Annotated in this window: 27 protein-coding genes and 1 riboswitch; of the genes, 7 read left to right on the plus strand and 20 right to left on the minus strand. The window is 61.3% G+C overall.

From position 1 onward, the window contains the following. Window positions 1-60 precede the first annotated feature (60 nt). Window positions 61-1,416, minus strand: coding sequence for a DNA recombination protein RmuC (gene rmuC, locus MA884_RS14215; protein WP_256231250.1), 1,356 nt, complete (start codon window positions 1,414-1,416; stop codon window positions 61-63). Between the two features lie 205 nt (window positions 1,417-1,621). Next, window positions 1,622-1,945, minus strand: coding sequence for a sel1 repeat family protein (locus MA884_RS14220; protein WP_186656323.1), 324 nt, complete (start codon window positions 1,943-1,945; stop codon window positions 1,622-1,624). A 975-nt stretch (window positions 1,946-2,920) separates the two neighbouring features. On the opposite strand from MA884_RS14220, the gene MA884_RS14225 reads away from it, so the two are divergent. The 3 genes from MA884_RS14225 (at window position 2,921) to MA884_RS14235 (ending at window position 5,344) form a co-directional block, all read left to right on the plus strand. Beyond that, complete coding sequence (locus MA884_RS14225; RefSeq protein ID WP_007898912.1) at window positions 2,921-3,145, plus strand: hypothetical protein; 225 nt, start codon at window positions 2,921-2,923, stop codon at window positions 3,143-3,145. A gap of 288 nt (window positions 3,146-3,433) precedes the next feature. Beyond that, complete coding sequence (locus MA884_RS14230) at window positions 3,434-3,916, plus strand: hypothetical protein (RefSeq protein ID WP_256231122.1); 483 nt, start codon at window positions 3,434-3,436, stop codon at window positions 3,914-3,916. Between the two features lie 144 nt (window positions 3,917-4,060). After that, complete coding sequence (locus MA884_RS14235; RefSeq protein ID WP_256231123.1) at window positions 4,061-5,344, plus strand: OmpP1/FadL family transporter; 1,284 nt, start codon at window positions 4,061-4,063, stop codon at window positions 5,342-5,344. A 90-nt stretch (window positions 5,345-5,434) separates the two neighbouring features. On the opposite strand, the gene MA884_RS14240 is transcribed toward MA884_RS14235, so the two are convergent. From MA884_RS14240 to cobO, 13 genes are all read right to left on the minus strand, one after another. Beyond that, window positions 5,435-5,986 carry a glutathione peroxidase gene (locus MA884_RS14240; protein WP_256231124.1) on the minus strand — a complete coding sequence of 184 codons (552 nt, stop codon included), beginning with the start codon at window positions 5,984-5,986 and terminating at the stop codon, window positions 5,435-5,437. A gap of 183 nt (window positions 5,987-6,169) precedes the next feature. Then, window positions 6,170-7,378: an MFS transporter gene (locus tag MA884_RS14245; RefSeq protein ID WP_256231125.1), complete on the minus strand. Its 1,209-nt coding sequence runs from the start codon at window positions 7,376-7,378 to the stop codon at window positions 6,170-6,172. Between the two features lie 52 nt (window positions 7,379-7,430). Beyond that, window positions 7,431-7,835, minus strand: coding sequence for a MarR family winged helix-turn-helix transcriptional regulator (locus MA884_RS14250; protein WP_047228709.1), 405 nt, complete (start codon window positions 7,833-7,835; stop codon window positions 7,431-7,433). Between the two features lie 86 nt (window positions 7,836-7,921). Further along, a complete protein-coding gene (locus MA884_RS14255) occupies window positions 7,922-8,659 on the minus strand; it encodes an adenosylcobinamide-GDP ribazoletransferase (protein ID WP_256231126.1) in 738 nt (245 codons plus the stop codon). A 2-nt stretch (window positions 8,660-8,661) separates the two neighbouring features. Beyond that, window positions 8,662-9,237 carry an alpha-ribazole phosphatase family protein gene (gene cobC / locus MA884_RS14260; protein ID WP_256231127.1) on the minus strand — a complete coding sequence of 192 codons (576 nt, stop codon included), beginning with the start codon at window positions 9,235-9,237 and terminating at the stop codon, window positions 8,662-8,664. Beyond that, window positions 9,234-10,289, minus strand: coding sequence for a nicotinate-nucleotide--dimethylbenzimidazole phosphoribosyltransferase (gene cobT, locus MA884_RS14265; RefSeq protein WP_256231128.1), 1,056 nt, complete (start codon window positions 10,287-10,289; stop codon window positions 9,234-9,236). Before cobT ends, cobC begins: the two co-directional genes overlap by 4 nt. Then, a complete protein-coding gene (gene cobU, locus MA884_RS14270) occupies window positions 10,286-10,807 on the minus strand; it encodes a bifunctional adenosylcobinamide kinase/adenosylcobinamide-phosphate guanylyltransferase (RefSeq protein WP_256231129.1) in 522 nt (173 codons plus the stop codon). Before cobU ends, cobT begins: the two co-directional genes overlap by 4 nt. 342 nt (window positions 10,808-11,149) lie before the next feature. After that, on the minus strand, window positions 11,150-12,601 hold the full coding sequence (locus tag MA884_RS14275; protein WP_256231130.1) for a cobyric acid synthase: 1,452 nt from the start codon (window positions 12,599-12,601) through the stop codon (window positions 11,150-11,152). Continuing rightward, window positions 12,598-13,590, minus strand: coding sequence for a threonine-phosphate decarboxylase CobD (cobD, locus tag MA884_RS14280; protein ID WP_256231131.1), 993 nt, complete (start codon window positions 13,588-13,590; stop codon window positions 12,598-12,600). The genes MA884_RS14275 and cobD overlap by 4 nt, the downstream gene beginning before the upstream one ends. After that, window positions 13,583-14,491, minus strand: coding sequence for an adenosylcobinamide-phosphate synthase CbiB (gene cbiB, locus MA884_RS14285; RefSeq protein WP_256231132.1), 909 nt, complete (start codon window positions 14,489-14,491; stop codon window positions 13,583-13,585). Before cbiB ends, cobD begins: the two co-directional genes overlap by 8 nt. Then, a complete protein-coding gene (gene bluB / locus MA884_RS14290; RefSeq protein WP_256231133.1) occupies window positions 14,488-15,138 on the minus strand; it encodes a 5,6-dimethylbenzimidazole synthase in 651 nt (216 codons plus the stop codon). The genes cbiB and bluB overlap by 4 nt, the downstream gene beginning before the upstream one ends. Beyond that, entirely contained in the window at window positions 15,135-16,529 is a 1,395-nt protein-coding gene (locus MA884_RS14295; protein ID WP_256231134.1) for a cobyrinate a,c-diamide synthase, read from the minus strand. Before MA884_RS14295 ends, bluB begins: the two co-directional genes overlap by 4 nt. Then, a complete protein-coding gene (gene cobO / locus MA884_RS14300; protein ID WP_256231135.1) occupies window positions 16,526-17,137 on the minus strand; it encodes a cob(I)yrinic acid a,c-diamide adenosyltransferase in 612 nt (203 codons plus the stop codon). Before cobO ends, MA884_RS14295 begins: the two co-directional genes overlap by 4 nt. Before the next feature lie 77 nt (window positions 17,138-17,214). Further along, window positions 17,215-17,436, minus strand: a riboswitch (cobalamin riboswitch). 159 nt (window positions 17,437-17,595) lie between these two features. Between cobO and MA884_RS14305 the strand changes: the two genes are divergently transcribed. Together MA884_RS14305 and MA884_RS14310 are read left to right on the plus strand one after the other, a co-directional pair. Continuing rightward, window positions 17,596-18,180: a hypothetical protein gene (locus MA884_RS14305; RefSeq protein WP_256231136.1), complete on the plus strand. Its 585-nt coding sequence runs from the start codon at window positions 17,596-17,598 to the stop codon at window positions 18,178-18,180. 67 nt (window positions 18,181-18,247) lie between these two features. Next, a complete protein-coding gene (locus MA884_RS14310) occupies window positions 18,248-19,558 on the plus strand; it encodes a sorbosone dehydrogenase family protein (protein WP_256231137.1) in 1,311 nt (436 codons plus the stop codon). Between the two features lie 105 nt (window positions 19,559-19,663). Here the strand turns inward: MA884_RS14310 and MA884_RS14315 are convergent, their stop codons facing one another. The 5 genes from MA884_RS14315 to MA884_RS14335 form a co-directional block, all read right to left on the minus strand. Continuing rightward, entirely contained in the window at window positions 19,664-20,197 is a 534-nt protein-coding gene (locus tag MA884_RS14315) for a C40 family peptidase (RefSeq protein ID WP_256231138.1), read from the minus strand. Window positions 20,198-20,362: 165 nt separating this feature from the next. Next, window positions 20,363-20,989: a C40 family peptidase gene (locus MA884_RS14320; RefSeq protein ID WP_256231139.1), complete on the minus strand. Its 627-nt coding sequence runs from the start codon at window positions 20,987-20,989 to the stop codon at window positions 20,363-20,365. 212 nt (window positions 20,990-21,201) lie between these two features. After that, window positions 21,202-21,906 (minus strand): DnaA regulatory inactivator Hda, encoded by a 705-nt coding sequence (gene hda / locus MA884_RS14325; protein ID WP_003178999.1) that lies wholly within the window; start codon window positions 21,904-21,906, stop codon window positions 21,202-21,204. 181 nt (window positions 21,907-22,087) lie between these two features. Next, a complete protein-coding gene (locus MA884_RS14330; protein ID WP_256231140.1) occupies window positions 22,088-23,161 on the minus strand; it encodes an AI-2E family transporter in 1,074 nt (357 codons plus the stop codon). A gap of 31 nt (window positions 23,162-23,192) precedes the next feature. Then, entirely contained in the window at window positions 23,193-24,263 is a 1,071-nt protein-coding gene (locus tag MA884_RS14335; protein ID WP_256231141.1) for a DUF2066 domain-containing protein, read from the minus strand. Between the two features lie 365 nt (window positions 24,264-24,628). On the opposite strand from MA884_RS14335, the gene purM reads away from it, so the two are divergent. Together purM and purN are read left to right on the plus strand one after the other, a co-directional pair. Next, window positions 24,629-25,687, plus strand: a complete 1,059-nt coding sequence (gene purM / locus MA884_RS14340) for a phosphoribosylformylglycinamidine cyclo-ligase (RefSeq protein WP_256231142.1) — start codon at window positions 24,629-24,631, stop codon at window positions 25,685-25,687. Window positions 25,688-25,698: 11 nt separating this feature from the next. Continuing rightward, window positions 25,699-26,349: a phosphoribosylglycinamide formyltransferase gene (gene purN / locus MA884_RS14345; protein ID WP_256231143.1), complete on the plus strand. Its 651-nt coding sequence runs from the start codon at window positions 25,699-25,701 to the stop codon at window positions 26,347-26,349. Window positions 26,350-26,357 lie beyond the last annotated feature (8 nt).

The following is a 26,357-nucleotide window of genomic DNA, read 5'->3' on the forward strand; positions in this document are numbered from 1 at the left end:
CAGTCAGGCGTACACTGCCCGGCATTAAACCCAGGCTTCTACATCTAGCCGGGGGGCGCATCAAACCTGGGGCTTTTCGGTTTCTTCAGGCAGTTCCGGCAGCCCATCGACACCCGTCATTGCCCGTTCGAGCAATTCGGCTGGCAGGCTTTTGCTGGCCCGGGCGCCGAGCAATTTGAGTTGTTCGCTGCGGCTGATCAGGTTGCCGCGTCCTTCTGTCAGTTTGTTGCGCGCAGCACTGTAGGCTTTATCCAGTTGTTGTAAACGGCTGCCAATTTCGTCCAGGTCCTGGATGAACAGCACGAACTTGTCATACAGCCACCCAGCTCGTTCGGCGATTTCCCGAGCGTTCTGACTCTGACGTTCCTGTTTCCACAAACTGTCGATCACCCGCAACGTTGCCAGCAGTGTCGTCGGGCTGACGATCACGATGTTGCGGTCGAAGGCTTCCTGGAACAGGTTCGGTTCGGCTTGAAGCGCGGCAGAAAATGCGGCTTCGATCGGTACGAACAACAACACGAAATCCAGGCTGTGCAAACCATCCAGGCGCTTGTAATCCTTGCCGGCCAGACCTTTGACGTGGGCCCGCAAAGACACCACGTGTTGCTTGAGAGCGAGTTGGCCAATGCTGTCGTCCTCGGCGGCCACGTATTGCTGATAGGCCGTGAGACTGACCTTGGAATCCACCACCACCTGCTTGTCGCCGGGCAGGTAAATCAGCACGTCCGGCTGGAACCGTTCGCCGTCCGGGCCCTTGAGGCTGACCTGGGTCTGATATTCGCGGCCCTTCTCCAGGCCGGCGTGCTCGAGCACCCGTTCCAGAATCAGTTCGCCCCAGTTACCCTGGGTCTTCTGGCCTTTGAGGGCGCGGGTCAGGTTGGTCGCCTCATCGCTCAGGCGCAGGTTCAGCTGTTGCAGCCGCTCCAACTCCTTGCCCAGGGAGAAACGTTCCCGCGCCTCAGCTTGATAGCTTTCTTCAACACGCTTTTCAAAGGACTGGATGCGCTCCTTCAGCGGGTCGAGCAACTGTCCCAACCGCTGCTGGCTGGTTTCAGCGAAGCGCTGCTCACGCTCATCGAAGATTTTTCCTGCAAGTTCGGCGAACTGTGCCCGCAACTCGTCTCGCGAGCCTTGCAGGTCGTCCAGCCGCTGCTGATGACTTTCCTGTTGCTCACGCAGTTCGGCATGTAACGAAGCCGCCTGGGCATCAAGACGCCGCAGTTCCGATTCTTTTCCGGCGCGCTCCAGATTCCAGGCGTGGGCGGCGTCTCGGGCATTGTCGCGTTCGATCTGCAGCAACTCGACTTCGCGACAAGCGGCAGCAAGCTCAGCTTGCCGGGCGGCGTTGGCTTGGCCCAGGTCGCTGATTTCATCGCGGCACGCATCGAGCTGGGCATTCAAGCCGTCGTGAGCCATGTGGGCAGTGGCCAGGCGCTCTTCCAGTAATGCGAGTTCGGTCTGCGCGGCGCTGGCCTGGCGTTGCAGGTGCCAGGCCAGGGCGAGCAACGGCACTGCCGCACCCGCCAGGCCAAACAACAGGCTGGTCAAATCCATAGCCATGACAATTCCCGCCGATGAAATAAAGCCCGCAGGTTAACCAAGCGGCCAGGGGTTGCCCAGCTCAGTCTTCGATTTCACCCAGCGCCTGGCGAGCACGATGATCCCCGGCCCTGGCAGCCTGGCGCAGCAGATCCTGGCCGATACGACGGTCCCGCGCGTTCCCGCATTCACGGCACATCAACTGGCCGAGGCGACTTTGTGCAGCGACCACGCCTTCCCGGGCCGGTTGCTTGAGTAAACGGCCGGCCAAGTGTTTGACACTGGTGTTTTCCCCAAGGCGCGGGCTGTCGAGCAGCCATTCGGCCACGCGCATCGAAATGCGTTTGGGTGGGGTAACACCAGAGGGTGTGGAGGTAACAGGATTTGATACTGAGCGAAACTTCATAAAGCACTGTGGGACAGATCAGGAAGGCGCGCCACTCTACTCCTTTTTTCGCACGGGTAAAGTCGAAAAAAACCGGCACGCCCGTCCTAGAGCAAGCGCTTGGGACAATCCACAGAAGCTGTGGATAACTCAGTGGACAACCCCCCTTGAAGTCGCCGTAAGCCCTATGGAACGGGGCCTGCGCTCAAACTGACGATTTTTTCACCAGTAAAAAAAAGCGATGTTTTTCATTGACTTAAATTTTGGATACAGGCACCCACCCCAAATTGTTCCCACATGACAATACGGTGACAACCACCGGGTCGAGTGTGCACAAGTAACACGTCAACCGGTTATATCGCTGCGCTGTTTTGGCTCATTTGTGCGGTAAAACCTGGGGATAACCCGACGACATGCGGGCCGTTGTCCGCTGGCTGGTCGCAAATCCATTGCTCGGTTCCTGTGCTATAGCCGACCACCTCCTGCCCCCTAGGGCAAACAAACGATCACGTCGCGGCCAGGCAGAATCTTTTTTGCCCATCGTCCTTCCCTTCGACCACTCGATCCGTTACTATTCGCGGCGTTAGTACCAAGCTGAAAGTCAATTCCGGGTCGAATACATCTCCACGGTCAGCCTTCTTCAAGAGAAGCCTCACCGACAAAAAGAGACCGACCCCCTCGATGGTTTCCAGGTAATTCTTGCGTCAACACTGCCTTTGATCGATTGCAAAGGCTGTTGCCAGACTCGTTACTCTGACCGAACCAGCCTGCAAAATTGATCAGGATCTTCACCCCGGGCCCAGAACCTTTGCCCTTGATGTGTTGCCTGCCCTCCTAAGTACCTACCTGCCAGCCCAAGCGCGCACTTTATATAGCGCTCAAACTGGCTGCTTTGTTCCAGTCGGGTTCTTCGTTCGACCAATGGTGGTCGACGTTACTGGAACGTTTTAACGTTGCACGGTTCTTAACCGTGTCATTTGTAGGAACACCCATAACATGTCTACTCAAATCCATACACAGGATGCCATCCGCACCCTAACCAACGCTTTTGCCCCAATGAACTGCCTGATCATGGCCGCTCGCAAAGGCTGCTTCAGCTTCACCCTGGTCAACGAGCATGGCATCGCCCGTCACAGCGAACGCCTGTACCCCGATCAGTACTCCAGCGCAGAGCCGCTGCAGGCCGTGATCGAGCGTACCCGTCAGGCACTGGTTGCCTGATACGCCGCAAAGGCTGAAACCCCAAGGCCCCGCCCAAAAAGCGGGGCTTTTTATTGCCCAAAATTTCTCGATAAAGCGCAACGGCTTAAGCACCGGGGGATATAACGGTTATAACCGTTCGGCGAAGATGTTTTAAAAACAGTCCTTTACAGCTGGAATATGACACTACACTTCAAGTCAAGCGGCATGATCCGCTTTCGGCGGAGCCTGAACCGAACCACTGCTGCCAAGCCCACACCTTTCAGGCTCCGCTCATTTCCCGCTCCGAGGGTTTTATCCGAGGGTTTTATGGGTATCGCTGCCAGCGAACTGTGTCGATATGTGATCCGCCCGACGCTCCTGTACCTGGAGCGCCACAGTGCAACGGCGGAATCCTTGTTGCTGGGGATTGCCGCCAGCCAGTCCGCCTTGGGATCAGCCCTGCATGACCGTCGCGGGCATGGCCTATATCGCATTCCCGAACCTCGCCACCGGGCGCTCTGGGACCATTACCTGGCGCTGGATCCGGAACGAGCCAGCCTGGTTCGGGGCCTGGCCAGCCAGCACGCCTTTCTCAGCGGCCCGCACCTGGAATTGACTGTCAACCTACGCTACGCCACCGCCATTGCCTGGCTTTTGGTAGAGGAACAGAACCTTGCGCTTCCCGAAGCCGATGATCTGTTGGGCATGGCCCGGATCTGGCGCCAGACATTTCACCCTCAAGGGCGCCTGCGTGATTTCACCGGCGCCTGGCAAAGTTGTGTTTCGCCTCTGAATCAGGTCGCCTGCTAAGGTGAAATCTGGAAAATTCCTACAACGGTCGCGAATCCGGTCTGATTGTCCTACAAAACCGCTCTAAATCAAGCCATACAGCCTATAGCGCTTACACGAAAATGTTGGTAATTTTCGCCCCGGTGATCACCTGGAGTTCTAACAATGAAAAAAATGATGCTCAAAACCACCCTTGGCCTTGCCGTTACCTTGGCATCCACGCAGATTTTCGCCAGTGGCTTTGCCTTGAACGAACAAAGCATCAGTGGCATGGGCACCGGTTTCGCTGGGCGTTCTTCCTCTGCCGATGATGCAAGCACTGTGTTTGGCAACCCGGCCGGCATGTCGCGCCTCAAGCGCCAGCAAGTAACAGGCGGTATGGCCGCTATCGACGCGTCCACTGACATCAACGACGCCAGCGGTAGCCAATCCGGTACCAACAAGGGCGATATGGTGCCGTTCACTGCCGTTCCGATGGGCTACTACGTCAAGCCTATCGATGATCAATGGGCTTTCGGCCTGGGTGTATACGCACCGTTCGGCCTGATCACCGATTACGAAAGCAGCTTCCAGGGCCGTAACTTCGGCAGCAAGAGCGAAGTGAAAGTCGTCGCTTTCCAGCCAACCGTCAGTTACGCCTTCAACGACAAGGTGTCGATCGGTTTCGGCCCGACCATCAACCATATTTCCGGTTCGCTGGAATCGACCCTGACCACGCCGCTTTCGCCTAACGACGGCGACGTGAAGATCAAGGGCGACGACATTGGCTATGGCTATAACATCGGCGTGCTGGTCCAGGCGACCGACACCACTCGCGTGGGCCTGACCTACCATTCCAAGGTCAAGTACAAGCTTGACGGCCACACCAAGGTGAGCCCAGGGGCCGGTACTCCCGCCGGATTCCTGAATGGCGCGCGTTATGACGCTTCTCTGGACATCACGACGCCAGAATCGGTGGACTTTTCGGTCACCCAGCAACTCAACGATGCCTGGACCCTTTATGCCGGTAGCACCTGGACTCGCTGGAGCCGCCTGAAAGAAATCACCGTGGATAACCAAGGCGTCACGCCGGCAAACGGTGGCGCGTTGGCCCCTGCGTTCCTCGGCACCATTACCGAGGAACAGAACTGGCACGACACCTGGGCCTACGCCATCGGTACGTCCTACCAGTTGAACAAGCAGTGGGTGCTGCGTACTGGCCTGACCTTCGACCAGTCGCCTACCAACAACATCGACCGCTCGCCACGCATCCCTACCGGCGACCGGACTATCTTCAGCCTGGGTGCCGGTTGGAGTCCGACCGAAGACCTGACCATCGACGTGGCGTATTCCTACCTCAAGGAAGAGAAAGTCAACGTCAATCACAGCAACGTTCTGGGCCAATCCTACAACGCTGAATACGAAAACAGCGCCAACGGCTTCGGCGTCGGTGCAACCTACCGCTTCTGATGATTCACGGCGGGCCTGACCCCCTCGCCATCTGAAGCGAAAAAAAGCCCCGCTCTCTGCAAAGAGGCGGGGCTTTTTCGTGACCGGCGATCAGGGGCTGGATGCGATGGCCGCTTCTACCGCCTTGATGAGTTCGGGATCGTCGGGTTTGGTCCGACTGGAAAAACTGGCGACGACCTTGCCCTGACGGTCCACGACATACTTATAGAAATTCCATTTCGGGGCGCCGGACTGTTCGGCCAGGTGCCGGAACAACGGGATGGCGTCCGCGCCGCGTACCGGTTGAGGCTCGGTCATGGTGAAGGTCACGCCGTAATTGACGTAGCAGACCTTGGCCGTCTCTTCGCCGTCCTTGGATTCCTGTTTGAAGTCATTGGACGGTACCCCCAGCACTTGCAAACCTTCGCCTTTATAGCGCTGGTTAAGGGCCTCCAGCCCCTTGAACTGCGGGGCGAAACCGCAGAAGCTGGCAGTGTTGACCACCACCAGCGGCTGGCCAGCGAAACGCTGGCACAGATCGATGTTTTCCTTGGCCCGCAACTTGGGCAGCGAGCCCTCCAGCATGGGTGGACAGTCCGCGGCCCATGCGTGCCCGGTCAAAGCCAGCAGCAGAGCGGGTACAGCAAGCCTGCGCATCAGCATGTCGCAATCTCCTTGAAAGCACGTCAGACCACGACGTTACTCCCCCATGCCCGGCGCCGTCCACCGCTCAGCAGGCGCCCATACCCAGTTGCATCAACGCCAACCCACCCTGATGCCAGCCCCACCAGGCAATCACCAGCAGCAGGCCGGCACCGGCAGCAATCAACCAGGGGCCTACGCGGCTCATACCGCACCTGCCTGAACTTGCAGCCGCGCCACCGGACGCTCACGCACCGGCCAGTTCAACGCCGCCGCCAGCAGACTGAGCAGGATCGACACCTGCCAGATCAAGTCATAACTGCCGGTGCGGTCGTACACCACCCCACCCAGCCAGCCCCCCAAGAACGAACCTAACTGGTGGAACAGGAACACGATCCCACCCAACATCGAGAGATTTCGTACGCCAAACAACGTCGCTACCGTGCCGTTGGTCAAAGGCACCGTCGACAGCCACAAAAAGCCCATCGCCATCCCGAACAGGTAAGCCGTGGTAGTCGTCACCGGCAACCATAGGAACAAGCCGATCACCACCGCCCGCAACAGGTACAACCCGGTCAGCAGGCGCGGCTTGGACATCCGACCGCCCAACCAGCCTGCGGTGTAGGTGCCGAAGATATTGAACAGCCCGACCAGGGCCAGCACGGTCGTGCCGACGCTGGCCGCCAGGTGCTGGTCCACCAGGTAGGCCGGCAAATGCACGCCTATGAATACCACTTGGAACCCACAGACAAAAAAGCCAACCGCCAGCAACCAGAAACCGGAGTGGCTGCACGCCTCGCGCAGTGCTTCGGACAAGGTTTGCTCATGACCGGTCAGCGGCGCTGGCGTGTCCTTGAGCATGCTCACCAGCGGCACGATCAGCGCCACCAGCAGCCCTAGCGCCAACAGCGCGGCAGACCAGCCGAGCCAGCCAATCAGACCCAGTGTGCCCGGCAACATGGCGAACTGGCCGAAGGAGCCGGCGGCGCTGGCGATCCCCATGCCCATGCTGCGTTTTTCCGGCGGTACAGCACGCCCGACCACGCCGAGGATCACCGAAAACGATGTGCCGGACAGGCCGATACCAATCAACAGACCCGCGCTCAGTGAGAGCGACCATGGTGAGTCGGCCATGCCCATGAAGACCAGGCCGAGGGCGTACAGTACACCGCCGATGAGCACGACTTTCGCGGCACCGAAGCGGTCGGCCAGCGCCCCGGTAAAAGGTTGCGCCAGGCCCCAGATCAAGTTCTGCAAGGCAATGGCGAAGGCAAACACCTCGCGGCCCCAGCCAAACTCGGCACTCATGGGCGCCAGAAACAGCCCGAAGCCATGCCGTACACCCAGGGACAACGCCAGGATCAGCGCGCCGCCCACCAGAACCCAACCACAGGTACGCCACATCGATGTCATTTTTATTCTCCGGTCACGGGTATATACCCGCTTATCATCGAACGAACCGGCTTCACGCCAGTTCATCCAGCAAGGCCAGCAACGTTGCGCGCTTTTCGGCGCCCAGCTTATCGATCAATCGTTGTTGCGCCGCTTCCCAGGCCGGCAACGCCGCCGCCAGCCGGGCATGCCCGGCTTCAGTGAGTTCGACGATACGATTGCGCAAGTCTTCTCCCTCGGCCAGCGCCACCAGCCCCTCACCTTCCAGAACCCGCAGGTTGCGCCCCAGGGTGCTGCGGTCCAGGCCCATGGCCTCGGCCAGGGAAGAGATACTCGGTTGGTCCAGGCGCGCCAGGTTACTCAACAAAGAATACTGGGCGACGTTGATCCCGAAGCCATCGAGGGCGCCGTCGTAATACCTGCTGACGCCACGAGCGGCACGACGCAGGTTGATGCACAAACATTGGGAGGCAAGCATAGTGCGTGTATATACCCGCGATTAAATGAATGCAAATTTTAATTCAGGAAAATTCAAGCTGAATGCCCTCGTCACAAAGGTAGCGTTCAATTCCAGATCAATACCAGCCCAACCAACACCACCATTTCAAGCAGCTCCAGCAAGGCGCCTGCCGTATCCCCGGTACAGCCCCCCAGTCTGCGCAACATCATCTGGCGCAACCCGACAAATACCGCCAGGGCGATAACCAGCGCCGAAACCCCGGCCCAGCCCGCCACCAGCATGGCCCCCACCGCACAGGCCAGCAATACCTGCCAGCCCGTGCGGCGCGGCAGATGATCGGCGAGCGCCTGCCCTAACCCGCCAGCGCGCACATAGGGCGTGGTCAGTAACAACCCCAGCAATGCGCTGCGCCCCAGAACCGGCACGATGATCAATGCCAGGGTCTGTCGCTGCTCGATCAGCGCCAGCAATGCGGCGAATTTGAGCAACAGCACCAACACCAACGTAATCACCGCGATCGGCCCGCTGCGAGGGTCTTTCATGATCAGCAGCGTGCGCTCACGATCGCCAAAACCACCGAGCCAGGCATCCGCGCTGTCGGCCAGGCCATCCAGGTGCAGGCCGCCGCTAAGCAGCACCCAGGCGGTCAATAACAGGGCTCCATGAAGCAGCAGCGGCGCGCCAAGCAACACGGCATCAACACCCCACAACAAGCCACCGAACAACAGCCCTACCAACGGATAGAACAGCAACGAACGCCCCAACTGCGCTGGTTCAGGCATGCCTGGCAAGCGAACCGGCAGGCTGCTCAGGAACTGCAAGGCGATCCGGAACGCCAGCATCTTCAGCCCTCTTCCTTCAAGACCGAACCAGGCGACACGCGAAGAGAAAACCGCGCGCCATGAGCCACTTCGACATTGAGCAACTGCTCCCGAGGCAGACCACGGGCCCGCGCCAGCAGCAATCGCATCACCCCGCCATGGCTGACCAGCAACACGCGCTGCCCAGCATACGCGGTCCTCAGGCGTTCAACCGCCGCCAGGACTCGCTTTGAAAACTCAAGCACCGGCTCGCCATCCGGTGGTGTGAAGGCATAGGGATCAGCCCAGAATCGGCCCAGTCCTTGAGCGTCGGTGTCCATCAACGCCGCCGCGCTGCAGCCTTCCCAAGCGCCGAAATGCAGTTCCTGCAGATCCTTGTCCAGGTGCACCGGCAGGCCGAGCTGGGCGCCGAGTTGCTCAGTGAAACGGGCGCAACGCTGCAACGGTGAACTCACCAGCCGATCCCAGGGACCGCCCGCCGCGACCGCCGCGTGCATCTGCTCCCAGCCCCTGTCCGTCAAGGCATCGTCAAGGCTGCCACGCAGCCCGCCGCCCAGCTCGGTCTCGCCGTGGCGCAGCAGATCCAGGCGCAAAGTCATGTTGGACGATCCGCCACGGCCGCTTCGGCAAACGTCGCCATCTGCCCGTGGAGATCACACGCCAGGCGCAACAGCGGCACCGCCAACGCCGCACCGCTGCCTTCGCCCAGGCGCAGTCCCAGGTCAAGGAGCGGCTCAGCGCCGAGGGTTTCCAGAACGTGTCGATGCCCCGGCTCGGCACCGCGATGGCCGAATAACAGCCATTGCCTGCATTCAGGATTAAGACGCACCGCCACCAGCGCCGCGACGCTGCAGATGAAACCATCCACCAGCACCGCAACGCCCTGCTGGGCGCAGGCCAGATACGCGCCAGCCAGCGCTGCGATTTCAAACCCGCCAAGGTTGAACAGTGTTTGCAGTGGATCGTTGCGCTGCGCGCCGTGCAACGCCAGGGCGCGCTCGATGACTTGGGCCTTGCGGCTGACACCCGCGGCGTCCAGCCCGGTACCCGGCCCGACCAGGTGGGTCACCGGGCAGTCAAGCAAGGCACAGGCCAGGGCACTGGCCGCCGTGGTGTTGCCGATGCCCATTTCGCCGCCGATGAACAGCTGCGTTCCGGCGGCGACAGCGCGCAGCACACTGTCCCGTCCGGCCAGCAACGCCTGATCGCCTTGGGTCACGGTCATCGCCGGCCCCTGCACGAAATTCGCGGTACCCGGCCCGACGTTCAGATGCCGCACACCCGGCAGATCGAGGGAGGTGGTCACGGTGCCCAGATCCACCACTTCCAGCGACGCTCCCAGTTGCCGCGCCAATACACTGATGGCCGCGCCGCCGCTGACAAAGTTGAGCAACATCTGCCCGGTGACTTCCTGGGGATAGGCTGATACGCCTTCGGCCACCACACCATGATCACCAGCGAAAACCGCGATCCAGAGCTGGTCCAGACTTGGTTTGACCTGCCCTTGCAAACCCGCCAGTTGCACCGCCACTGCTTCGAGCCGCCCCAGGGAACCGGCCGGTTTGGTCAGCTGTTGCTGACGGGCCGCGGCCTGTTCCAGGGCCTGGGTGTCAAGGGGCTTGCACGGGTCCAGCCACCAGCGGTGATTCATAACGCAGTACCTTTGAGAGTCAGGGGCAGGCCGGCAACGGTCAGCACGACGCGCTGGCAACGTTCGGCCAAAGCTTGATGCAGCCAACCGGCTTCATCGACATAACGGCGAGTCAACTCGCCCAGCGGCACGACACCCATCCCGGTCTCGTTGCTGACAAAAATGATTTCGCCCGGCAGTGCGCCAATGCACTCCAGCAGGGCGTCACGCTCGGCGTTCAGCTGCTCGGGGTTGTCGAGCATCAGCAGATTGGTCAGCCACAACGTCAGGCAATCCACCAACAGGCATTGCCCTGAACCTGCGTTATCGCGCAGCACCCGCGCCAGGGCCAACGGCTCTTCCACCAGCGCCCATTCGGCCGGACGGCGAGCGCGGTGTTGGGCGACACGTTCGTTCATCTCGCCATCCAGGGGTTGGCTGGTGGCGATATAAGTGACCGGCAATCGGGTGTCGGTGGCGAGCTTTTCGGCCAGGCGGCTCTTACCGGAGCGGGCGCCACCGAGGATCAGTTGCAGCATGGGTTGTTACCTTTTATTTGGCGGTGTAGCGACTGGCCTCTTCGCGAGCAAGCCCGCTCCCACAGGGGACTTGTGTATCCCCACAAATCCAATGGGGGAGCAAGGGCTATATCTTGTATGGCGTTGTAGCTGCTGACCCCATCGCGAGCAGGCTCGCTCCCACAGGGGAAGTGATGGTGTGCATGAATTCTGTGGCCATCAGAGATCCAATGTGGGAGCGAGCCTGCTCGCGATGAGGCCAGCCCAGCCGCCCTAAATCCCACAGAGCCCACACTAAATCTGCTGTGTACGCAAATCCCCTGTGGGAGCGGGCTTGCTCGCGAAGGGGCCATTACGGGCATCTCAAATTCCACAAAGCTCACGCAACAGCCCGGTATCCAAATGCCGCTCCACCAGATCCGCCAACCGCTCGATGTCCCGTTCGCGCAACCCGTGGTAGTCCACCGCTTGCACATTCTGCAACCCGGCCCAACGCAACAAGGCGCTGCTGGCCGCCGGCGACTCGAACAGCCCATGCAGATAAGTGCCGAAAATCTGTCCATCCAGGCTCTGGGCACCATCACAACGACCGTCATCCAACCGCACCGCCGGGTTTTCCAATGCCGGGCCCGTGGTCACACCGGCATGGATCTCATACCCGCTGACCTCGGCCTCTTCCAGGGCCAATCGCCCGCGCACATTGCGCAACTGCTTCTCGTGCTCCAGAGTCGTTTCGAAGGCCAGCAGGCCCAGCCCGGCGCCGGAACCCGCCTCCCCTTCCAGCCCCAACGGGTCGTGGACCTTTTGGCCGAGCATCTGCAAACCGCCGCAGATGCCCAGCAGCTTGCCCCCATAACGCAGGTGACGATGGATGGCCGTCTCCCAACCATTGACGCGCAAATAAGCCAGGTCGCTGCGCACGCTCTTTGAACCCGGCAGGATGATCAAGTCAGCCGCTGGAATGGGTTGGCCTGGGCCAATGAATTGCAGATCGACCTGTGGGTGCAGGCGCAGCGGATCGAAATCGGTGTGGTTGCTGATACGCGGCAATACTGGCACCACCACTTTGAGCACCTGTTCGGCCTTGTCGGCCTGCCGTTGATCGAGGCCGTCCTCGGCCTCCAGGTGCAGGTCCATCACGTACGGCAACACGCCAACCACCGGTTTGCCGGTGCGGGCCTCAAGCCAATCCAGGCCCGGTTGCAGCAAGGCGATGTCGCCGCGAAAACGGTTGATGATGAAGCCCTTGACCCGCGCTTGCTCGCTGGGCGAAAGCAGCTCCAGGGTCCCCACCAGATGGGCGAACACCCCGCCGCGATTGATATCGGCAATCAGCAGCACCGGGCAGTCCACCGCCTCGGCAAAGCCCATGTTGGCAATGTCACCGGCGCGCAGATTGATCTCCGCCGGCGACCCCGCGCCCTCCACCATCACCACCGGATACGCCGCGCTCAGGCGTGCGTGGGAAGCCAGCACCGCTTGCATCGCGATGGTTTTGTAATCGTGATAGGCCACGGCATTCATGGTGGTGACGGCGCGGCCATGGATAATGACCTGGGCGCCGGTGTCGCTGTTGGGCTTGAGTAGCACCGGGTTCATGTCGGTATGCGGTTCTAGACCGGCCGCCTGGGCCTGCACGGCCTGGGCACGACCGATTTCGCCGCCGTCGGCCGTTACCGCGCTGTTGAGCGCCATGTTCTGTGGCTTGAACGGCACCACGCTCACACCCTGACGCCTGACCCAGCGGCACAGGGCCGTAACCAGGGTGCTTTTGCCGGCATCGGACGTGGTGCCCTGCACCATTACAGTGGTCATTGGATGTCCTTGGCGTAGGCCTCGAAAGCCTGTTCGAGGCGCAGGAATTCACCGTCATCGGCCGGCAGCCCAAAACGCAGGCTGCTGTTATGGGTAAACAACCGCAGGAGAATGCCCTCGTGGGCCATGAAATCGTAAAGTGCCTGGGCGTGTTCAGTGACCAGCCATTGAAATAACCCGCAGCCGCCCTGAGGTGCGAAGCCATGGCGTTCGAGCGTCAGCGCCAGGCGCTGGCTGATGTCTTCGCAGCGTTGGCGCTGGCGGGCGTGGGCGTCGGTGTCCAACAGGCACGCCTGACCCACCACTCGGGTCGGCCCGCTGATGGCCCATGGCCCGACTTGTTCGGCGAGCAACTTGAGCAAGCGGCGCTCGGCCAATACAAACCCCAGGCGAACCCCGGCCAGGCCAAAAAATTTGCCAAACGAACGCAACACAATCAGCCCGACCTGATGGGTATGAGCGGCCAGACTCAGTTGCGGCGTGACATCCATGAACGCTTCATCCACCACCAGCCAACCACCGCGCTGCGCCAGCCGGGCATGCCAGTCCATCAGGCGCTCGGGGCTCAACTGCAAGCCCGTGGGATTGTTCGGGTTGACCACCACCAGCACGTCGAGACTGTCGAGGAAGAAGTCCACTTCCGGCTCCAGCACTTCGCGCACAATGTAACCACTGCGACGCCAGGCTTCGGCGTGTTCGGCGTAGCAAGGCGAAAGGACGCCGACCTTGCCGGCACGGCGCAGGCGCGGCAACAGTTGGATGGCCATCTGCGAACCTGCCACCGGCAGCACATGCATGGCGCCGTAATAATCGCAGGCGGCCTGTTCCAATCCGTCATCGGTCTCGGGTAGGCGTGCCCAGGCCCGCGGTGCAATCACCGGCACGTCGAACGGCCAGGGCGCCAGACCACTGGACAAGTCGAGCCATTGGGCCTCGGCAATACCATATTGCAGGGCCGCGTTGCGCAACCGTCCACCGTGCTCAAGCATAAAACTCAGCTCCCAGGCAGAGAATCAGCAACCACAACCATACGCCGCGCTGGACCAGTTGCCAGCCGCGATCAATGGCGTCGGCGCTCGCCGGCTCGCCCTCGCCCAGGGGCGGACGCTGGTGCAATTGGCCGTGATACACCGCCGCGCCACCCAGCTCGACCCCCAGGGCACCGGCGCCGGCGGCCATCACGGGCCCGGCATTGGGACTGTCCCAAGTCGGGCCCTGGGTGCGCCAACACTTGAGCGCCAGGCGGGTTTTTCCAAGCACGGCGTAAGTCAGCGCCACCAGGCGCGCCGGAATATAGTTGAGCCCATCATCGATCTTGGCCGCCGCCCAGCCGAAGCGCTCAAAGCGTTCGTTACGATAGCCCCACATCGCGTCGAGGGTATTGCTCAGGCGGTACAACACCACACCGGGCGCGCCCGCGACGGCGAACCAGAACAGCGCGGCGAACACCGCGTCGCTGCCGTTCTCCAGCACCGACTCCGTGGCGGCACGGGCGACGGCAGTCTCATCCAGTTCGGCGGTTTCGCGACTGACCAGGTAGCCGACCCGCCGACGCGCTTCGTCCAGATCCCCACCGCGCAGAGCCCGGGCCACCGGCTCGACATGTTCCCCGAGACTGCGCAGGCCAAGGGCGAGGTACAGCGCCAGGATGTCCACCAGCCAACCCACCAACGGCGCCCAGGACAGCGCCGTCGCGAGCAGGGTCAACGGCACCACGGCGATGATCCACGCCGTCACGCCATGGCTGCGCCAGCCACGCCCGCCGGAGTTGAAGCGCTGCTCGATACGATCGGCAAAGCGACCAAAGGCCACCAGCGGATGCCAGCGTCGGGGTTCGCCCAACAGCGCATCCAGCGCCACTGCGGCGGCACTGAGCAACGCCACACTCATGGGCTCACTCCCCAATGGTTTTCGTAGAGCAATTCATCCAGCGCACGCGGCTGAGCCCAGCCTTCCAGGGCGAGCATCGGTGCCGGGTAAAAACCCTCGACCGGTCCCAGGCACAAGATTGCCAGCGGCTTGGCACCAGCGGGCAGGCCCAACAGCTCGGCCAGGGCCTGGGGCTCGAACAGAGAAACCCAGCCCATCCCCAATCCTTCGGCGCGAGAGGCCAGCCACAGATTCTGGATCGCGCAGGACAGCGAGGCCAGGTCCATTTCCGGCAGGGTTCGTCGACCGAAGACATAGCGCTCGCGATCATCCATCAACGCCGCCACCAGCACTTCGGCGCAGTCGTTGAGGCCTTCAACCTTGAGCTTCATGAATTCATCGCTGCGCTCGCCCAGGGCCTCGGCGGTGCGGATGCGCTCCTGCTCCACCAGTTGACGGATTTGCCCACGCAAGGCGCGGTCGCTGATGCGAATGAACCGCCACGGCTGCATCAGACCCACACTGGGGGCTTGATGGGCGGCTTCCAGCAGGCGGCGCAGCAATGCTGGCTCAACGGTGCCGCCGGTGAAGTGGCGCATATCGCGGCGCTCGGCGATGGCCCGGTAGATGGCGTCGCGTTCGGCCTGGGGAAAGGCGTTGTCTGTCATGACTGCTTCTCGAGCAGGCTCGCTCCCACAGGGGTCAGGTGATCAAATGTGGGAGCGAGCCTGCTCGCGATAACGGCCTCAAGATCAGGCGCAAACAGCGCGGCAATCGCCCTCGGATTCGACGGAAAATAAAAATGCACATAGGAAGCCGTCATCCGGCCCTGCCGGAAAACCGCCTCTGCCCCTCGCCCGCCATTGGGGCTATGGCCTCGGGCAATCGGTTCCAGACCGGTGCTGGTCAGGGAATGATGATAGGTATGCCCGCGCAAAGTGCCCTCCGGCAACTCCACCGATTGCAGCGCCAGGGCCGCCAGACGCTTTTGCATCTGCGCATCACCGGCCAGCAACCCAAGCAGTTCGGCACGGGTGCCATCCACATCCGTCAACGAGTCCAACAGATAAAGCATGCCGCCGCATTCAGCCAGCAAGGGCTTGCCTGCTTGATGGTGCGCCCGGATCGCCGCCAGCATCGGCGCGTTTTGCGCCAGCGCCACATGGTGCAGTTCCGGATAGCCTCCGGGCAGATACAGACTGTCCGCTTCCGGCAGTTGGGTGTCATGAATAGGTGAAAAGAAGCTCAGTTGCGCGCCCATGGCGCGCAACAAATCGAGGCTCGCGCCATAGGTGAAGGCGAATGCTTCGTCCCGGGCCACGGCGATGCGCACACCTTCCAGCCAAGGCTGCGCGGCAATCACCGCTGGCGCGGCGAACTCCACCGCTGGCGGCAACGCCACTTCACAACTGCCAGCCAGGGCAGCGGCGGCGGCGTCGAGGCGCAGGTCCAGATCATTCAATTCACTGGCCTGGACCAACCCAAGGTGACGGCTTGGCAGCTCGATGCCGGTTTCCCGTGACAGGGCGCCGTACCAGCGCAGGCCTTCGGTCAGGCTGCCTTCGAGCAACTGCGCATGACGCAAGGTGCCGACCCGATTGGCCAGCACTCCAGCGAAGGGCAAGTCCGGCTGATACCGCGCCAGCCCCAGGGCCAGGGCGCCGAAGGTCTGGGCCATGGCCGTGCCATCGATCACCGCCAGCACCGGCACGCCGAAATGCCGTGCCAGATCGGCGCTCGATGGCGTGCCATCGAACAACCCCATCACCCCTTCGATCAGGATCAAGTCGGCTTCGGCGGCGGCTTCCCACAACAATCGACGACTCTCCTGCTCGCCGACCATCCACATGTCCAGTTGGTAGACCGGCGCGCCACTGGCCCGCTCCAGGATCATCGGGTCGAGGAAATCAGGCCCGCACTTGAAGACCCGCACCCTGCGCCCCTGATTGCGATGCAAGCGGGCCAGAGCGGCGGTGACGGTGGTTTTGCCTTGCCCTGACGCTGGGGCGGCGATCAGCACCGCCGGGCAGTGACGACTCGCAATGGAAACGTCACTCACAGTTCAACGCCTTTCTGCGCCTTGATACCCGCCTGGAACGCGTGCTTGATCATGCCCATTTCAGTGACGGTGTCGGCCAGTTCGATCATTTGCAGCTTGGCGCCGCGACCGGTCACGACCACATGCTGCATCGGCGGACGGGCCTGCAAGTCGCTCAACACCTGGTCCAGATCAAGGTAGCCGTGCTTGAGCGCGATGTTGAGTTCATCGAGTACCACCAGGCCAATGGACGGGTCGCTCAACAACTGACGCGAGACTGCCCAGGCCGCTTCGGCGGCGGCGATGTCGCGCTGGCGATCCTGGGTTTCCCAAGTGAAACCTTCGCCCATGACATGAAAGCGCACCTGCTCCGGAAAGCGACGAAAAAACAGCTCTTCACCGGTGCTGTTGCGCCCCTTGATGAACTGCACCACGCCGCATTGCATGCCGTGGCCCATGGACCGGGCCAGCATGCCAAATGCCGAGCTGCTCTTGCCCTTGCCGTTGCCGGTCAGCACCAGCAGCAGGCCACATTCATTCGGCGAATTGGCGATGCGCTCGTCGATCACGGCTTTCTTGCGCAACATGCGCGCCAGGTGGCGTTCGTCGCGATCGGGGGTGTCGGTCATGGGAGCTCTCCGTTGGGATTGGATAACGGCGGGCGGGCACAAAAAAGACGGCAACAAGCCTGGCATCGCCCACCGTGATGCCGTTGGATGAATCAGGCCGGTCTCCGGGCTCATGAGCGGCGTGATGCCGGGCTGCGCGCCTTCCCATGTCATACAGACACAGTGGCTTTAGCACAGCGTTGACTCATTTACCGTTGCGGGGGCAGCGCCGGGTTCGTATGCACTCACCGGCTTCCCTGTTTCACTCTGTCGACCCAACGATCGCCCGGTCACAGAGCACCTGAAACAAGCCGCGAAGGTTAGAGGGTTGGGGGTGGAGCGTCAATTAAAGCCGCCACAGGTTCAACAGCGGATATTGGCCCTGATCAATAAAATGACGCCAATCTTGTGCCATGCTGCGGCAAGTGATATCAAATAGGCATCACGACCCGATATCACAAGAACAAGAGGGCAAAAGCATGCAAGGCATGATCATCAGCAATCCAAAACTGGAATTCCTGCGCCCGGTGCTGGAACGCTGGTTTGACTGTATCGACCGTTACAACGCCGTGCGCGGCGATAACGACACACCTTACTGGTTCGATGAAAAAGCCAATCTTGGCTTGCTGTCGGCCGCAGCCTGGATGGCCGAGATGGTCACGCTGCAAAACACCCCCACCCGCAAACAGAATGAAGAAGGCGAGCGCAACGTCAGCGCCGATCTGCTCATCGCCGGCACCGAGGAGCGCGCCTTCATCCAGGCCACTCAACGCTGGCCGAAGGTCAAGAGTCTCAACCTCAACCAGCCGCTGCTCGACGTTACCAGCGACGCCAAACGTATCAGTTATTCCAGTGACCTGAGATTAGGCTGCCTGTTTGTAGCACCGCAAAAAGCCCAGCAGAGCGCCACGCCGGAAGAGTTGCAGGACATGATCGACGAACTGCAGAAGGAAAATACCTGCGCAGTGGCCTGGTACTTCCCCTATGCCTATCGCAAGTTGCGCAATGAGGCCGGGCATTATCATCCGGGCATCGCCGTGCTGTTCAAGCAGGCCCACGGCTGACCGGTTGAACCATCGCGGGTCTAAGCTTCTCTATGAGTAACTACCATGCACTCATAGGGAAGCCCGCATGCTCAAGCCACCACACCTTCTGATCGTCGCATTGGCCGCAGGGCTTGTTGCTTGCGGGGAGTCCTCCACGCTGCAGGTTTCCGACGGCACTGGCCCCTCGCCAAAACTGCCGGAACCGAACAAAACCCTGATCCCCACCGTCAACATTGCTGAAGCTGTCGGCTGGCCGGATGGCGCCAAGCCCATCCCGGCCCAGGGACTGCAAGTGGGCGCATTCGCCGAAGGGCTGGACCATCCACGCTGGCTCTACGTGCTACCCAACGGTGACGTGCTGGTGGCGGAAACAAATGCCCCGCCCAAGCCGGACGATTCCAAGGGCATCCGTGGCTGGGTCATGGAGAAAGTCATGGGCCGCGCCGGTGCGGGGGTGCCCAGCCCCAATCGCATTACCCTGTTACGCGATGCCAACCATGACGGCATCGCCGAAACCCGTACGGTTTTTCTGGAGAACCTCAACTCGCCGTTCGGCATGACGCTGGTGGGCAATGATCTGTACGTGGCCGACACCGACCGACTGATTCGTTTCCCCTATAACGAGGGCGATACGCAAATCAAGGCGCAGCCGACCAAGGTCGTCGACCTGCCGGGTGGCACGCTCAACCACCACTGGACCAAAAACGTGATCGCCAGCCAAGACGGCAGCAAGCTGTACGTCACTACCGGCTCCAACAGCAATGTCGGGGAAAACGGCATGGAGGCCGAAGAAGGCCGCGCGGCCATCTGGGAAGTGGACCGCGCCAGCGGCAATCACCGCATTTTCGCCTCGGGCTTGCGCAACCCCAACGGTCTGGCCTGGGAGCCGCGCAGTGGTGCGCTATGGACCGCAGTGAATGAGCGTGATGAGATCGGCAGCGACCTGGTCCCGGACTACATCACCTCAGTCAAGGACGGCGGCTTCTATGGCTGGCCCTACAGCTATTACGGGCAGAACGTCGATAAGCGGGTCGAGCCACAAAAGCCGGAACTGGTAGCCAAGGCCATCGCCCCGGATTACGCCGTCGGCCCCCATACCGCGTCACTGGGCCTGGCGTTCGCCGAAGGCAGCACCTTGCCCGCGCCGTTTACTGAAGGCGCTTTCATCGGCCAGCACGGCTCATGGAACCGTAAGCCCCACAGCGGCTATAAAGTGATTTTCGTACCGTTCAACGCCGGCAAACCGGTGGGGCAACCGGTGGATGTGCTGACCGGCTTCCTGAATGCCGATGAAAAAGCCCAGGGCCGGCCAGTGGGCGTGGTAATCGACAAGCAGGGCGGGCTGTTGGTGGCTGATGATGTGGGGAACAAGATTTGGCGGGTTTCGGCTAAATAAGGCCAATCACACCGGCGGCAAGGGGATTTATCTCCACTGTGTGGGAGCAAGCTTTGCTCCCACACGACCCTCACCACACATTGGCGCTGAGCTGAGTACCCCGGGTCAGGGATTACGTGCCAGATGCGCCGGTTGCAGTACACGCTTGGCACTGAGGTAGGCTTTCTGCCAATAAGCCTTGGACAGGCTGTCGAGCTTGACCGTACCACCGGTCGCTGGCGCGTGGACGAAGCGCCCTTCCCCGACATAGATCCCGGCATGGCTGACCTGAGAGCCGCCGTTAGTGGCGAAGAAAATCAAATCACCGGTCTGCAACGCGTCCTTACCGACACTCTGGGCGCGCATGCCAATCATCTCGCGGGTGGAACGCGGCAGGGAGATACCGGCCGCATCGCGATACACATAGCCAATCAGGCCACTGCAATCAAAGCCTGAATCCGGCGTATTACCGCCCCAGCGGTAGGGCGTTCCCACCAACCCCAGCGCCCGGAACAGCACGTCTTCGGCAACCGGGGAAAAGCTTTGCGCGGGAGTGAATGCCACCGGAGCCCGCACTGGCGCAGGTGGCGGAGTACGGCTGGCGCAAGCGCTGAGCAGCGCGGCAAAGAACATGAGAGCGAGGCGGGCCGACGTCGACATATGCAGAACAATCCTGATCTGGATGCGGCTTTTCTGCCGTGGGCATGAAAACAAAGCCGCCTGCGGAATACGCAGGCGGATTGCCATCAATCAATGATCATGGATTCTAGCGGCTATGAGGCAAACTTCAAGTAAGACTTTAAGTTTGCCTTACAAACTGTGCGCTTACTTGCGAGCCGTGACCACGGTCGGTGCCATGGCGAGGGCGCGCTTGGCTTCGATGAAGGTCTTGCTCCAGTAGCTGTCGCCCAGGTTATCGATTCGCACACCACCGCTGCGGCGACTGCTGGAATGGATGAACTGGTTGTCCCCCAGGTAGATACCGGCGTGACTGACACGACCTCGACGACCGTTGGTGGCGAAGAACAGCAGGTCGCCCGGTTCAAGTTCATTGCGAGCAACCAGCGGAGCCTTCACGTTGATCATATCGCGAGTGGAGCGCGGCAGGTTCATGCCAGCCTCTTCACGAAACAGATACCCGATGAAACCGCTGCAATCGAAGCCGGCTTCAGAGGAACCGCCAAAACGATAGCGGGTACCGATCAAGGACATGCCTCGCTCCAGGATGCTGTCAGCCAGCACTGGAAGCTGATAAGGCTTGCTGCCGGCGAAGTCTGCCAGCTCTTTGTCGGTGGCCATTTCTTCTTGAAGTGCAACAGAGGAAGACTGGGCGGTAACGGAGTTTTGGACCTGTGGTTGTTGCGCTTGCTGGGACACTGGAGAGTGGGCAGCGCAACCGAACAACAGGGTAACGAGTGCGAGAGGCACCAGGGGTGCGAAGCGACTTAGCATGGGCACGACCGTGGCTGAGGTTGTAAAGATGGCGAGACTATGCCCACTATCAAGCTCATTTGCAAATTCAATCGATGCAAATGTGACTTCTCGGTTTTAGGTTTACATCTAAGCGCCGAAACCGTTTCCAGTCCTCATGCAGCCTGCTGCCCAGAAGGGACGCGGGCTGTACCGTCGCAGAAAAAGGCTATAAGCCACTATTGCCGGGACTTCTACCAGCCCAGGGTTTCTTTCAAAAAAGGGATGGTCAGCTTGCGCTGAGCCTGAAGCGACGCCTGGTCGAGGCGCTCGAGCAATTCGAACAGCGCGCTCATGCTGCGGGTGCCGCGGGTAAGGATGAAGTGCCCGACCTCATCGGTCAGGTGCAGGCCACGCCGGGAAGCGCGCAACTGCAATGCACGGAGTTTGTCTTCATCGGAGAGCGGGCGCATCTGGAAAATCAGCGCCAGGGTGAGACGGGACTTGAGATCGGCCAGCTTCACCGGCAGCTCGCGCGGCGACGTCGATGCTGCAATCAGCAAACGCCGGCCGCTGTCGCGTAACCGGTTGAACAGATGAAACAGCGCTTCTTCCCAATCAGCCTTGCCGGCCACCGCCTGAAGATCATCCAGGCAGACCAGTTCGTACTGTTCAAGGTTGTCGAGGATCTCAACGCCGCGATCCAGCAACTCGGCCAATGGCAGATACACCGCCGGCTCGCCCAATTGCTCGAACCGCAGGCAAGCGGCCTGCAACAGATGCGTACGCCCCACCCCGTCCTTGCCCCACAGATAAATCAGGCTCTCGGTCCAGCCGGCGTCGGCTTCGCAAAGCCGCTCGACATAGCCGAGTGCAGCGGCATTGGCGCCTGGGTAGTAGTTGATAAAGGTGGCGTCGTCACGCAGACGCACACCTAGGGGCAGCTGAATCGGTTTCATGCTGACTGAACAGTTCCAAAAGAACCGTTAGTGGCCTCTGTGTAAAGTGCGCAAAGTTTATACCCGTGACGCGGACCGCACAATGCGCCGGACCACGAGCAAAATCAAAGGTTTGCAGCGACAGAACGATGGAGCGACGGTTTCCCTGACGCTGGGACAACCGCCGCGCCCGCCCTTCGCGCTATAGCTCGGGGTCTTCGACGCCACTGTAGATGTCTGAATCCTTGTACAGATCGTGCATATGGCGCACCAGCACCATGATCACCGCCGCCACCGGCAGCGCCAGCAAGACCCCGGTAAAACCGAACAACTCACCGCCGGCCAGGATCGCAAAGATCACCGCCACTGGATGCAAGCCGATACGATCGCCCACCAGCAACGGTGTCAGCACCATGCCTTCCAGCGCCTGCCCGACCATGAACACCGCCACGATGCCGACCATCGGGTACAGATCACCGCCGAACTGGAACAGGCCGGCAATCAATGCCGCGCCGATACCGATGACAAAGCCCATGTAGGGCACGATGGCCGCAAGCCCGGCGATCAAGCCGATCAACAGCCCCAGTTCCAGGCCCACCAGCATCAATCCCGCCGCATAGATGAAGCCCAGCGCTACCATCACCAACAATTGCCCACGCACAAACGCCCCCAACACTTCATGGCATTCGCCGGTCAGGGTCATGATGCGTTCTTCACGATGGCGCGGCAGCAGGCTGCGAATCTTCGCCATCATCAAGTCCCAGTCGCGCAGCAGATAGAAAGCCACCACCGGAATCAATACCAGGTTCGCCAGCCAACCGATCAACGCCAGTCCCGAGGCCGTGGCCTGGCTCAACACCACACCGACGATGTCAGAGGTCTGGCCCATGTGCTCGCTGATGGCTGCCTTGACCTTGTCGAACTTCCAGAAACCTTCGGCCAACCCCAACCTTGACTGCACCCACGGCACGGCGGTGTGCTGCAACCAGTCGAGCATCTGCGGCACCAGCTCGTACAGGCGCATCAGTTGCTTGGCCAGCATCGGTATCAGCACCAGCATCAGGGCGATGACAATCAAGGTGATCAACGCAAACACCGACACCACGCCCCAGGTCCTGGACAGGCCGAGTTTTTCCAGGCGGTCTACCAGTGGGTCGAACAGATAGGCCAGGAGCAACGCAACCAGGAACGGCGTGAGGATCGGATGCAGCAAATAGATGAACACAGACAGCAGGGCGATCCCACCCAACCAGAACCAACGCCGCGTATCGCCCATGAACCACTCCTAGCTATATAAGAAAGAAAAACTACCAGCGAAACCGCAGGTTGGCCGTCGGCTCAGGCGGTGGCGCGGCGGCCGGGACCGAGCCATCGGCGGCTGGCTGGGCCGCAGGCACCGGAACCGGAACCGGCGCCACGGCTTCGCCGGCAGGAATTTCCTGGAGTTTCGCCAGGGCCAATTGCGCCTTCAACTGCTCGGCGCTGCCGTTGACCCGATAAATGATCCGGTCCCCTTCAACACGCTGCAACTGCCCACCGAACGGTTCGAGCAAACGCCCAAGTGCCGCATAACGTTCCAGGTTCATGCCCTGTACTTCCAGCAGTTGCTCGGTGGCCACGCCCGGCTTGGTGACGAAACGCGGCGCCAGGCGTTGACTCACCGCCAGCATCACCGCATCAGCCAGGGCGGCAGGGTCGGCGCCCTGGGCATTGCCCTGCTCGCGCTGGTCACCCTGCCACAAGCGCCAGGTCGCCTGCCATTGGCCGCCCTCTTCCTTGGCATGGACCGCCAACAAGGCGTCAGCGCCATAACGCTGCGACGCCTCGCGCAACGGAGCCGGATCACTGCCTTCCAGGTTTGGCGCGGTAGCAACGATCTGCTCGCTCAAGTCCGCCAGGGGCAGGTGCAGCGGCAGGCCACGGTGCTGGGCGGCGCGGCGCAGTGGCGCGGCACTGCCCTGGCCATCGCCCACCAGGTTGGAACCTTCGGCCGAATCGTTCAGCCACCAGCCCAGGATCGCTGGCCGATTCGCGCCCCACAGCGACAACCCCGCCGAACGCAAGGCCCGGTCGGTGCTCGCCGGATCGAAATCCACCTTGAGGCTTTCCGGCGGCCCGGCGTCGTAGCCATATTGAAGAATGATCTGCTGGGGGTCCTTGCGGATCGCCGCCAGACCGGGACTCTGGGCGGCCTTGGCGTCGCCGGTCAGGCGCAGCACCAGCGTGTCGAGGGCGCGCAGAGTCGCCTGGTCACGCTCTTGCGGGGCCTGGCTGCTGACCGGCTCGAGCACCTGATAGAGGCTGTTGAGGTTTTCGGCATGGCTCGCCACGCTGATCAACGACAGGCAGCCTACAGACAAGAGTTTGAAAAAGCGCATGGAAGATTCCCGGACATAACGGCTGGAACAGGCCGTGTGAAGAAAATTGAGCATGGCTGTGACCACAGCACCTGGCAAAACATTCACACGCCCGCTGGAAGTTTCGCACTGTCATAACCATAGCCGGTTACCGCTACACCTTATACAGACGCATCACGCAGCACCAACAGAAGAAATATCGGTTTTTTTCCAAGGATATGTCCCTGCCCGTCGGCGCGAGGATGGCCGCTGCCCCTCAAGCCTGATAAAATCGCGCGCCTTCGCAGACCGGCAATGGCTGGGCACCCGGAATAATTCGTACAACGGTTATTCAATGGCCCCGGCGGTCGGTCGTTACCCAGAAATCCCCCCTAAAGGCCTGGATCATGAGCAAGCAACCCTCCCTGAGCTACAAGGACGCCGGTGTAGACATCGACGCCGGTGAAGCATTGGTCGAACGCATCAAGAGCGTCGCCAAGCGCACTGCGCGCCCGGAAGTCATGGGCGGCCTGGGCGGTTTCGGCGCCCTCTGCGAGATCCCGGCCGGCTACAAGCAACCGGTGCTGGTTTCGGGCACTGACGGCGTCGGCACCAAGCTGCGCCTGGCCCTGAACCTGAACAAGCACGACAGCATCGGCATCGACCTGGTGGCCATGTGCGTGAACGACCTGGTGGTTTGCGGCGCCGAGCCGCTGTTCTTCCTCGACTACTACGCCACCGGCAAACTGAACGTCGACACCGCCGCCCAGGTGGTAACCGGCATTGGCGCCGGCTGCGAGCTGTCCGGCTGCTCCCTGGTCGGCGGCGAAACCGCTGAAATGCCAGGCATGTACGAAGGCGAAGACTACGACCTGGCCGGCTTCTGCGTCGGCGTCGTGGAAAAAGCCGAAATCATCGACGGTTCGAAAGTCGCCGCTGGCGATGCCCTGCTCGCCCTGCCATCGTCCGGCCCGCACTCCAACGGTTATTCGCTGATCCGCAAGATCATCGAAGTCTCGGGCGCCGACATCGAAAACACCCAGCTCGACGGCAAGCCACTGGCCGACCTGCTGATGGCCCCGACCCGCATCTACGTCAAGCCGCTGCTCAAGCTGATCAAAGACACTGGCGCCGTCAAGGCCATGGCCCACATCACTGGCGGCGGCCTGCTGGACAACATCCCGCGCGTACTGCCAAAAGGCGCCCAGGCAGTGGTTGACGTGGCGAGCTGGACCCGCCCGGCGGTGTTCGACTGGCTGCAAGAAAAAGGCAACGTCGATGAAACCGAAATGCACCGCGTGCTGAACTGCGGCGTAGGCATGGTCATCTGCGTAGCCCAGGAGCACGTTGAAACGGCTCTGAATGTACTGCGTGAAGCCGGCGAGCAACCTTGGGTCATCGGCCAGATCAGCACCGCAGCCGAAGGCGCTGCCCAGGTCGAGCTGAAGAACCTTAAGGCTCACTGATGCAAGAGCAGATGCCTGCAACCTGTGATGTCGTGGTGCTGTTGTCCGGCACCGGCAGCAACTTGCAGGCCCTGATCGACAGCACGCGGACCGGTGATAGCCCGGTCCGTATCCGCGCGGTGATTTCCAACCGCGCCGATGCGTACGGCCTGCAACGCGCCAGGGATGCGGGTATCGACACCCGCGTCCTGGATCACAAAGCGTTCGATGGCCGCGAAGCCTTCGACGCCGCGCTGATCGAACAGATTGACATGTTCAATCCGCACCTGGTGGTACTGGCCGGCTTCATGCGCATCCTCAGCGCCGGCTTCGTGCGTCACTACCAGGGCCGCCTGTTCAATATCCATCCATCGCTGCTGCCCAAATACAAAGGGTTACACACTCACCAGCGCGCGCTGGAGGCCGGAGACACGGAGCATGGCTGCTCGGTGCACTTCGTCACCGAGGAACTCGATGGCGGACCACTGGTCGTACAGGCAGTAATACCGGTAGAGTTGCACGACACGCCGCAAAGCCTGGCCCAACGGGTTCACGCCCGGGAACACCAGATCTACCCGATGGCCGTGCGTTGGTTTGCCGAAGGCCGGCTGACCCTCGACGATCGCGGTGCCTCACTGGACGGCCAGTTGCTCGCCGCCAGCGGCCATTTGATTCGATACTAGGAGATTTT

This window comes from Pseudomonas sp. Q11, from assembly GCF_024494355.1.
Lineage (GTDB): Bacteria > Pseudomonadota > Gammaproteobacteria > Pseudomonadales > Pseudomonadaceae > Aquipseudomonas > Aquipseudomonas hefeiensis.

Coding starts and splice junctions, on each gene's coding strand:
- rmuC (WP_256231250.1), bottom strand. CDS start 1,416: ATGGCTCACGACGGCTTGAATGCCCAGCTCGATGCGTGCCGCGATGAA.
- MA884_RS14220 (WP_186656323.1), bottom strand. CDS start 1,945: ATGAAGTTTCGCTCAGTATCAAATCCTGTTACCTCCACACCCTCTGGT.
- MA884_RS14225 (WP_007898912.1), top strand. CDS start 2,921: ATGTCTACTCAAATCCATACACAGGATGCCATCCGCACCCTAACCAAC.
- MA884_RS14230 (WP_256231122.1), top strand. CDS start 3,434: ATGGGTATCGCTGCCAGCGAACTGTGTCGATATGTGATCCGCCCGACG.
- MA884_RS14235 (WP_256231123.1), top strand. CDS start 4,061: ATGAAAAAAATGATGCTCAAAACCACCCTTGGCCTTGCCGTTACCTTG.
- MA884_RS14240 (WP_256231124.1), bottom strand. CDS start 5,986: ATGCTGATGCGCAGGCTTGCTGTACCCGCTCTGCTGCTGGCTTTGACC.
- MA884_RS14245 (WP_256231125.1), bottom strand. CDS start 7,378: ATGACATCGATGTGGCGTACCTGTGGTTGGGTTCTGGTGGGCGGCGCG.
- MA884_RS14250 (WP_047228709.1), bottom strand. CDS start 7,835: ATGCTTGCCTCCCAATGTTTGTGCATCAACCTGCGTCGTGCCGCTCGT.
- MA884_RS14255 (WP_256231126.1), bottom strand. CDS start 8,659: ATGCTGGCGTTCCGGATCGCCTTGCAGTTCCTGAGCAGCCTGCCGGTT.
- cobC (WP_256231127.1), bottom strand. CDS start 9,237: ATGACTTTGCGCCTGGATCTGCTGCGCCACGGCGAGACCGAGCTGGGC.
- cobT (WP_256231128.1), bottom strand. CDS start 10,289: ATGAATCACCGCTGGTGGCTGGACCCGTGCAAGCCCCTTGACACCCAG.
- cobU (WP_256231129.1), bottom strand. CDS start 10,807: ATGCTGCAACTGATCCTCGGTGGCGCCCGCTCCGGTAAGAGCCGCCTG.
- MA884_RS14275 (WP_256231130.1), bottom strand. CDS start 12,601: ATGACCACTGTAATGGTGCAGGGCACCACGTCCGATGCCGGCAAAAGC.
- cobD (WP_256231131.1), bottom strand. CDS start 13,590: ATGCTTGAGCACGGTGGACGGTTGCGCAACGCGGCCCTGCAATATGGT.
- cbiB (WP_256231132.1), bottom strand. CDS start 14,491: ATGAGTGTGGCGTTGCTCAGTGCCGCCGCAGTGGCGCTGGATGCGCTG.
- bluB (WP_256231133.1), bottom strand. CDS start 15,138: ATGACAGACAACGCCTTTCCCCAGGCCGAACGCGACGCCATCTACCGG.
- cobO (WP_256231135.1), bottom strand. CDS start 17,137: ATGACCGACACCCCCGATCGCGACGAACGCCACCTGGCGCGCATGTTG.
- MA884_RS14305 (WP_256231136.1), top strand. CDS start 17,596: ATGCAAGGCATGATCATCAGCAATCCAAAACTGGAATTCCTGCGCCCG.
- MA884_RS14310 (WP_256231137.1), top strand. CDS start 18,248: ATGCTCAAGCCACCACACCTTCTGATCGTCGCATTGGCCGCAGGGCTT.
- MA884_RS14315 (WP_256231138.1), bottom strand. CDS start 20,197: ATGTCGACGTCGGCCCGCCTCGCTCTCATGTTCTTTGCCGCGCTGCTC.
- MA884_RS14320 (WP_256231139.1), bottom strand. CDS start 20,989: ATGCTAAGTCGCTTCGCACCCCTGGTGCCTCTCGCACTCGTTACCCTG.
- hda (WP_003178999.1), bottom strand. CDS start 21,906: ATGAAACCGATTCAGCTGCCCCTAGGTGTGCGTCTGCGTGACGACGCC.
- MA884_RS14330 (WP_256231140.1), bottom strand. CDS start 23,161: ATGGGCGATACGCGGCGTTGGTTCTGGTTGGGTGGGATCGCCCTGCTG.
- MA884_RS14335 (WP_256231141.1), bottom strand. CDS start 24,263: ATGCGCTTTTTCAAACTCTTGTCTGTAGGCTGCCTGTCGTTGATCAGC.
- purM (WP_256231142.1), top strand. CDS start 24,629: ATGAGCAAGCAACCCTCCCTGAGCTACAAGGACGCCGGTGTAGACATC.
- purN (WP_256231143.1), top strand. CDS start 25,699: ATGCCTGCAACCTGTGATGTCGTGGTGCTGTTGTCCGGCACCGGCAGC.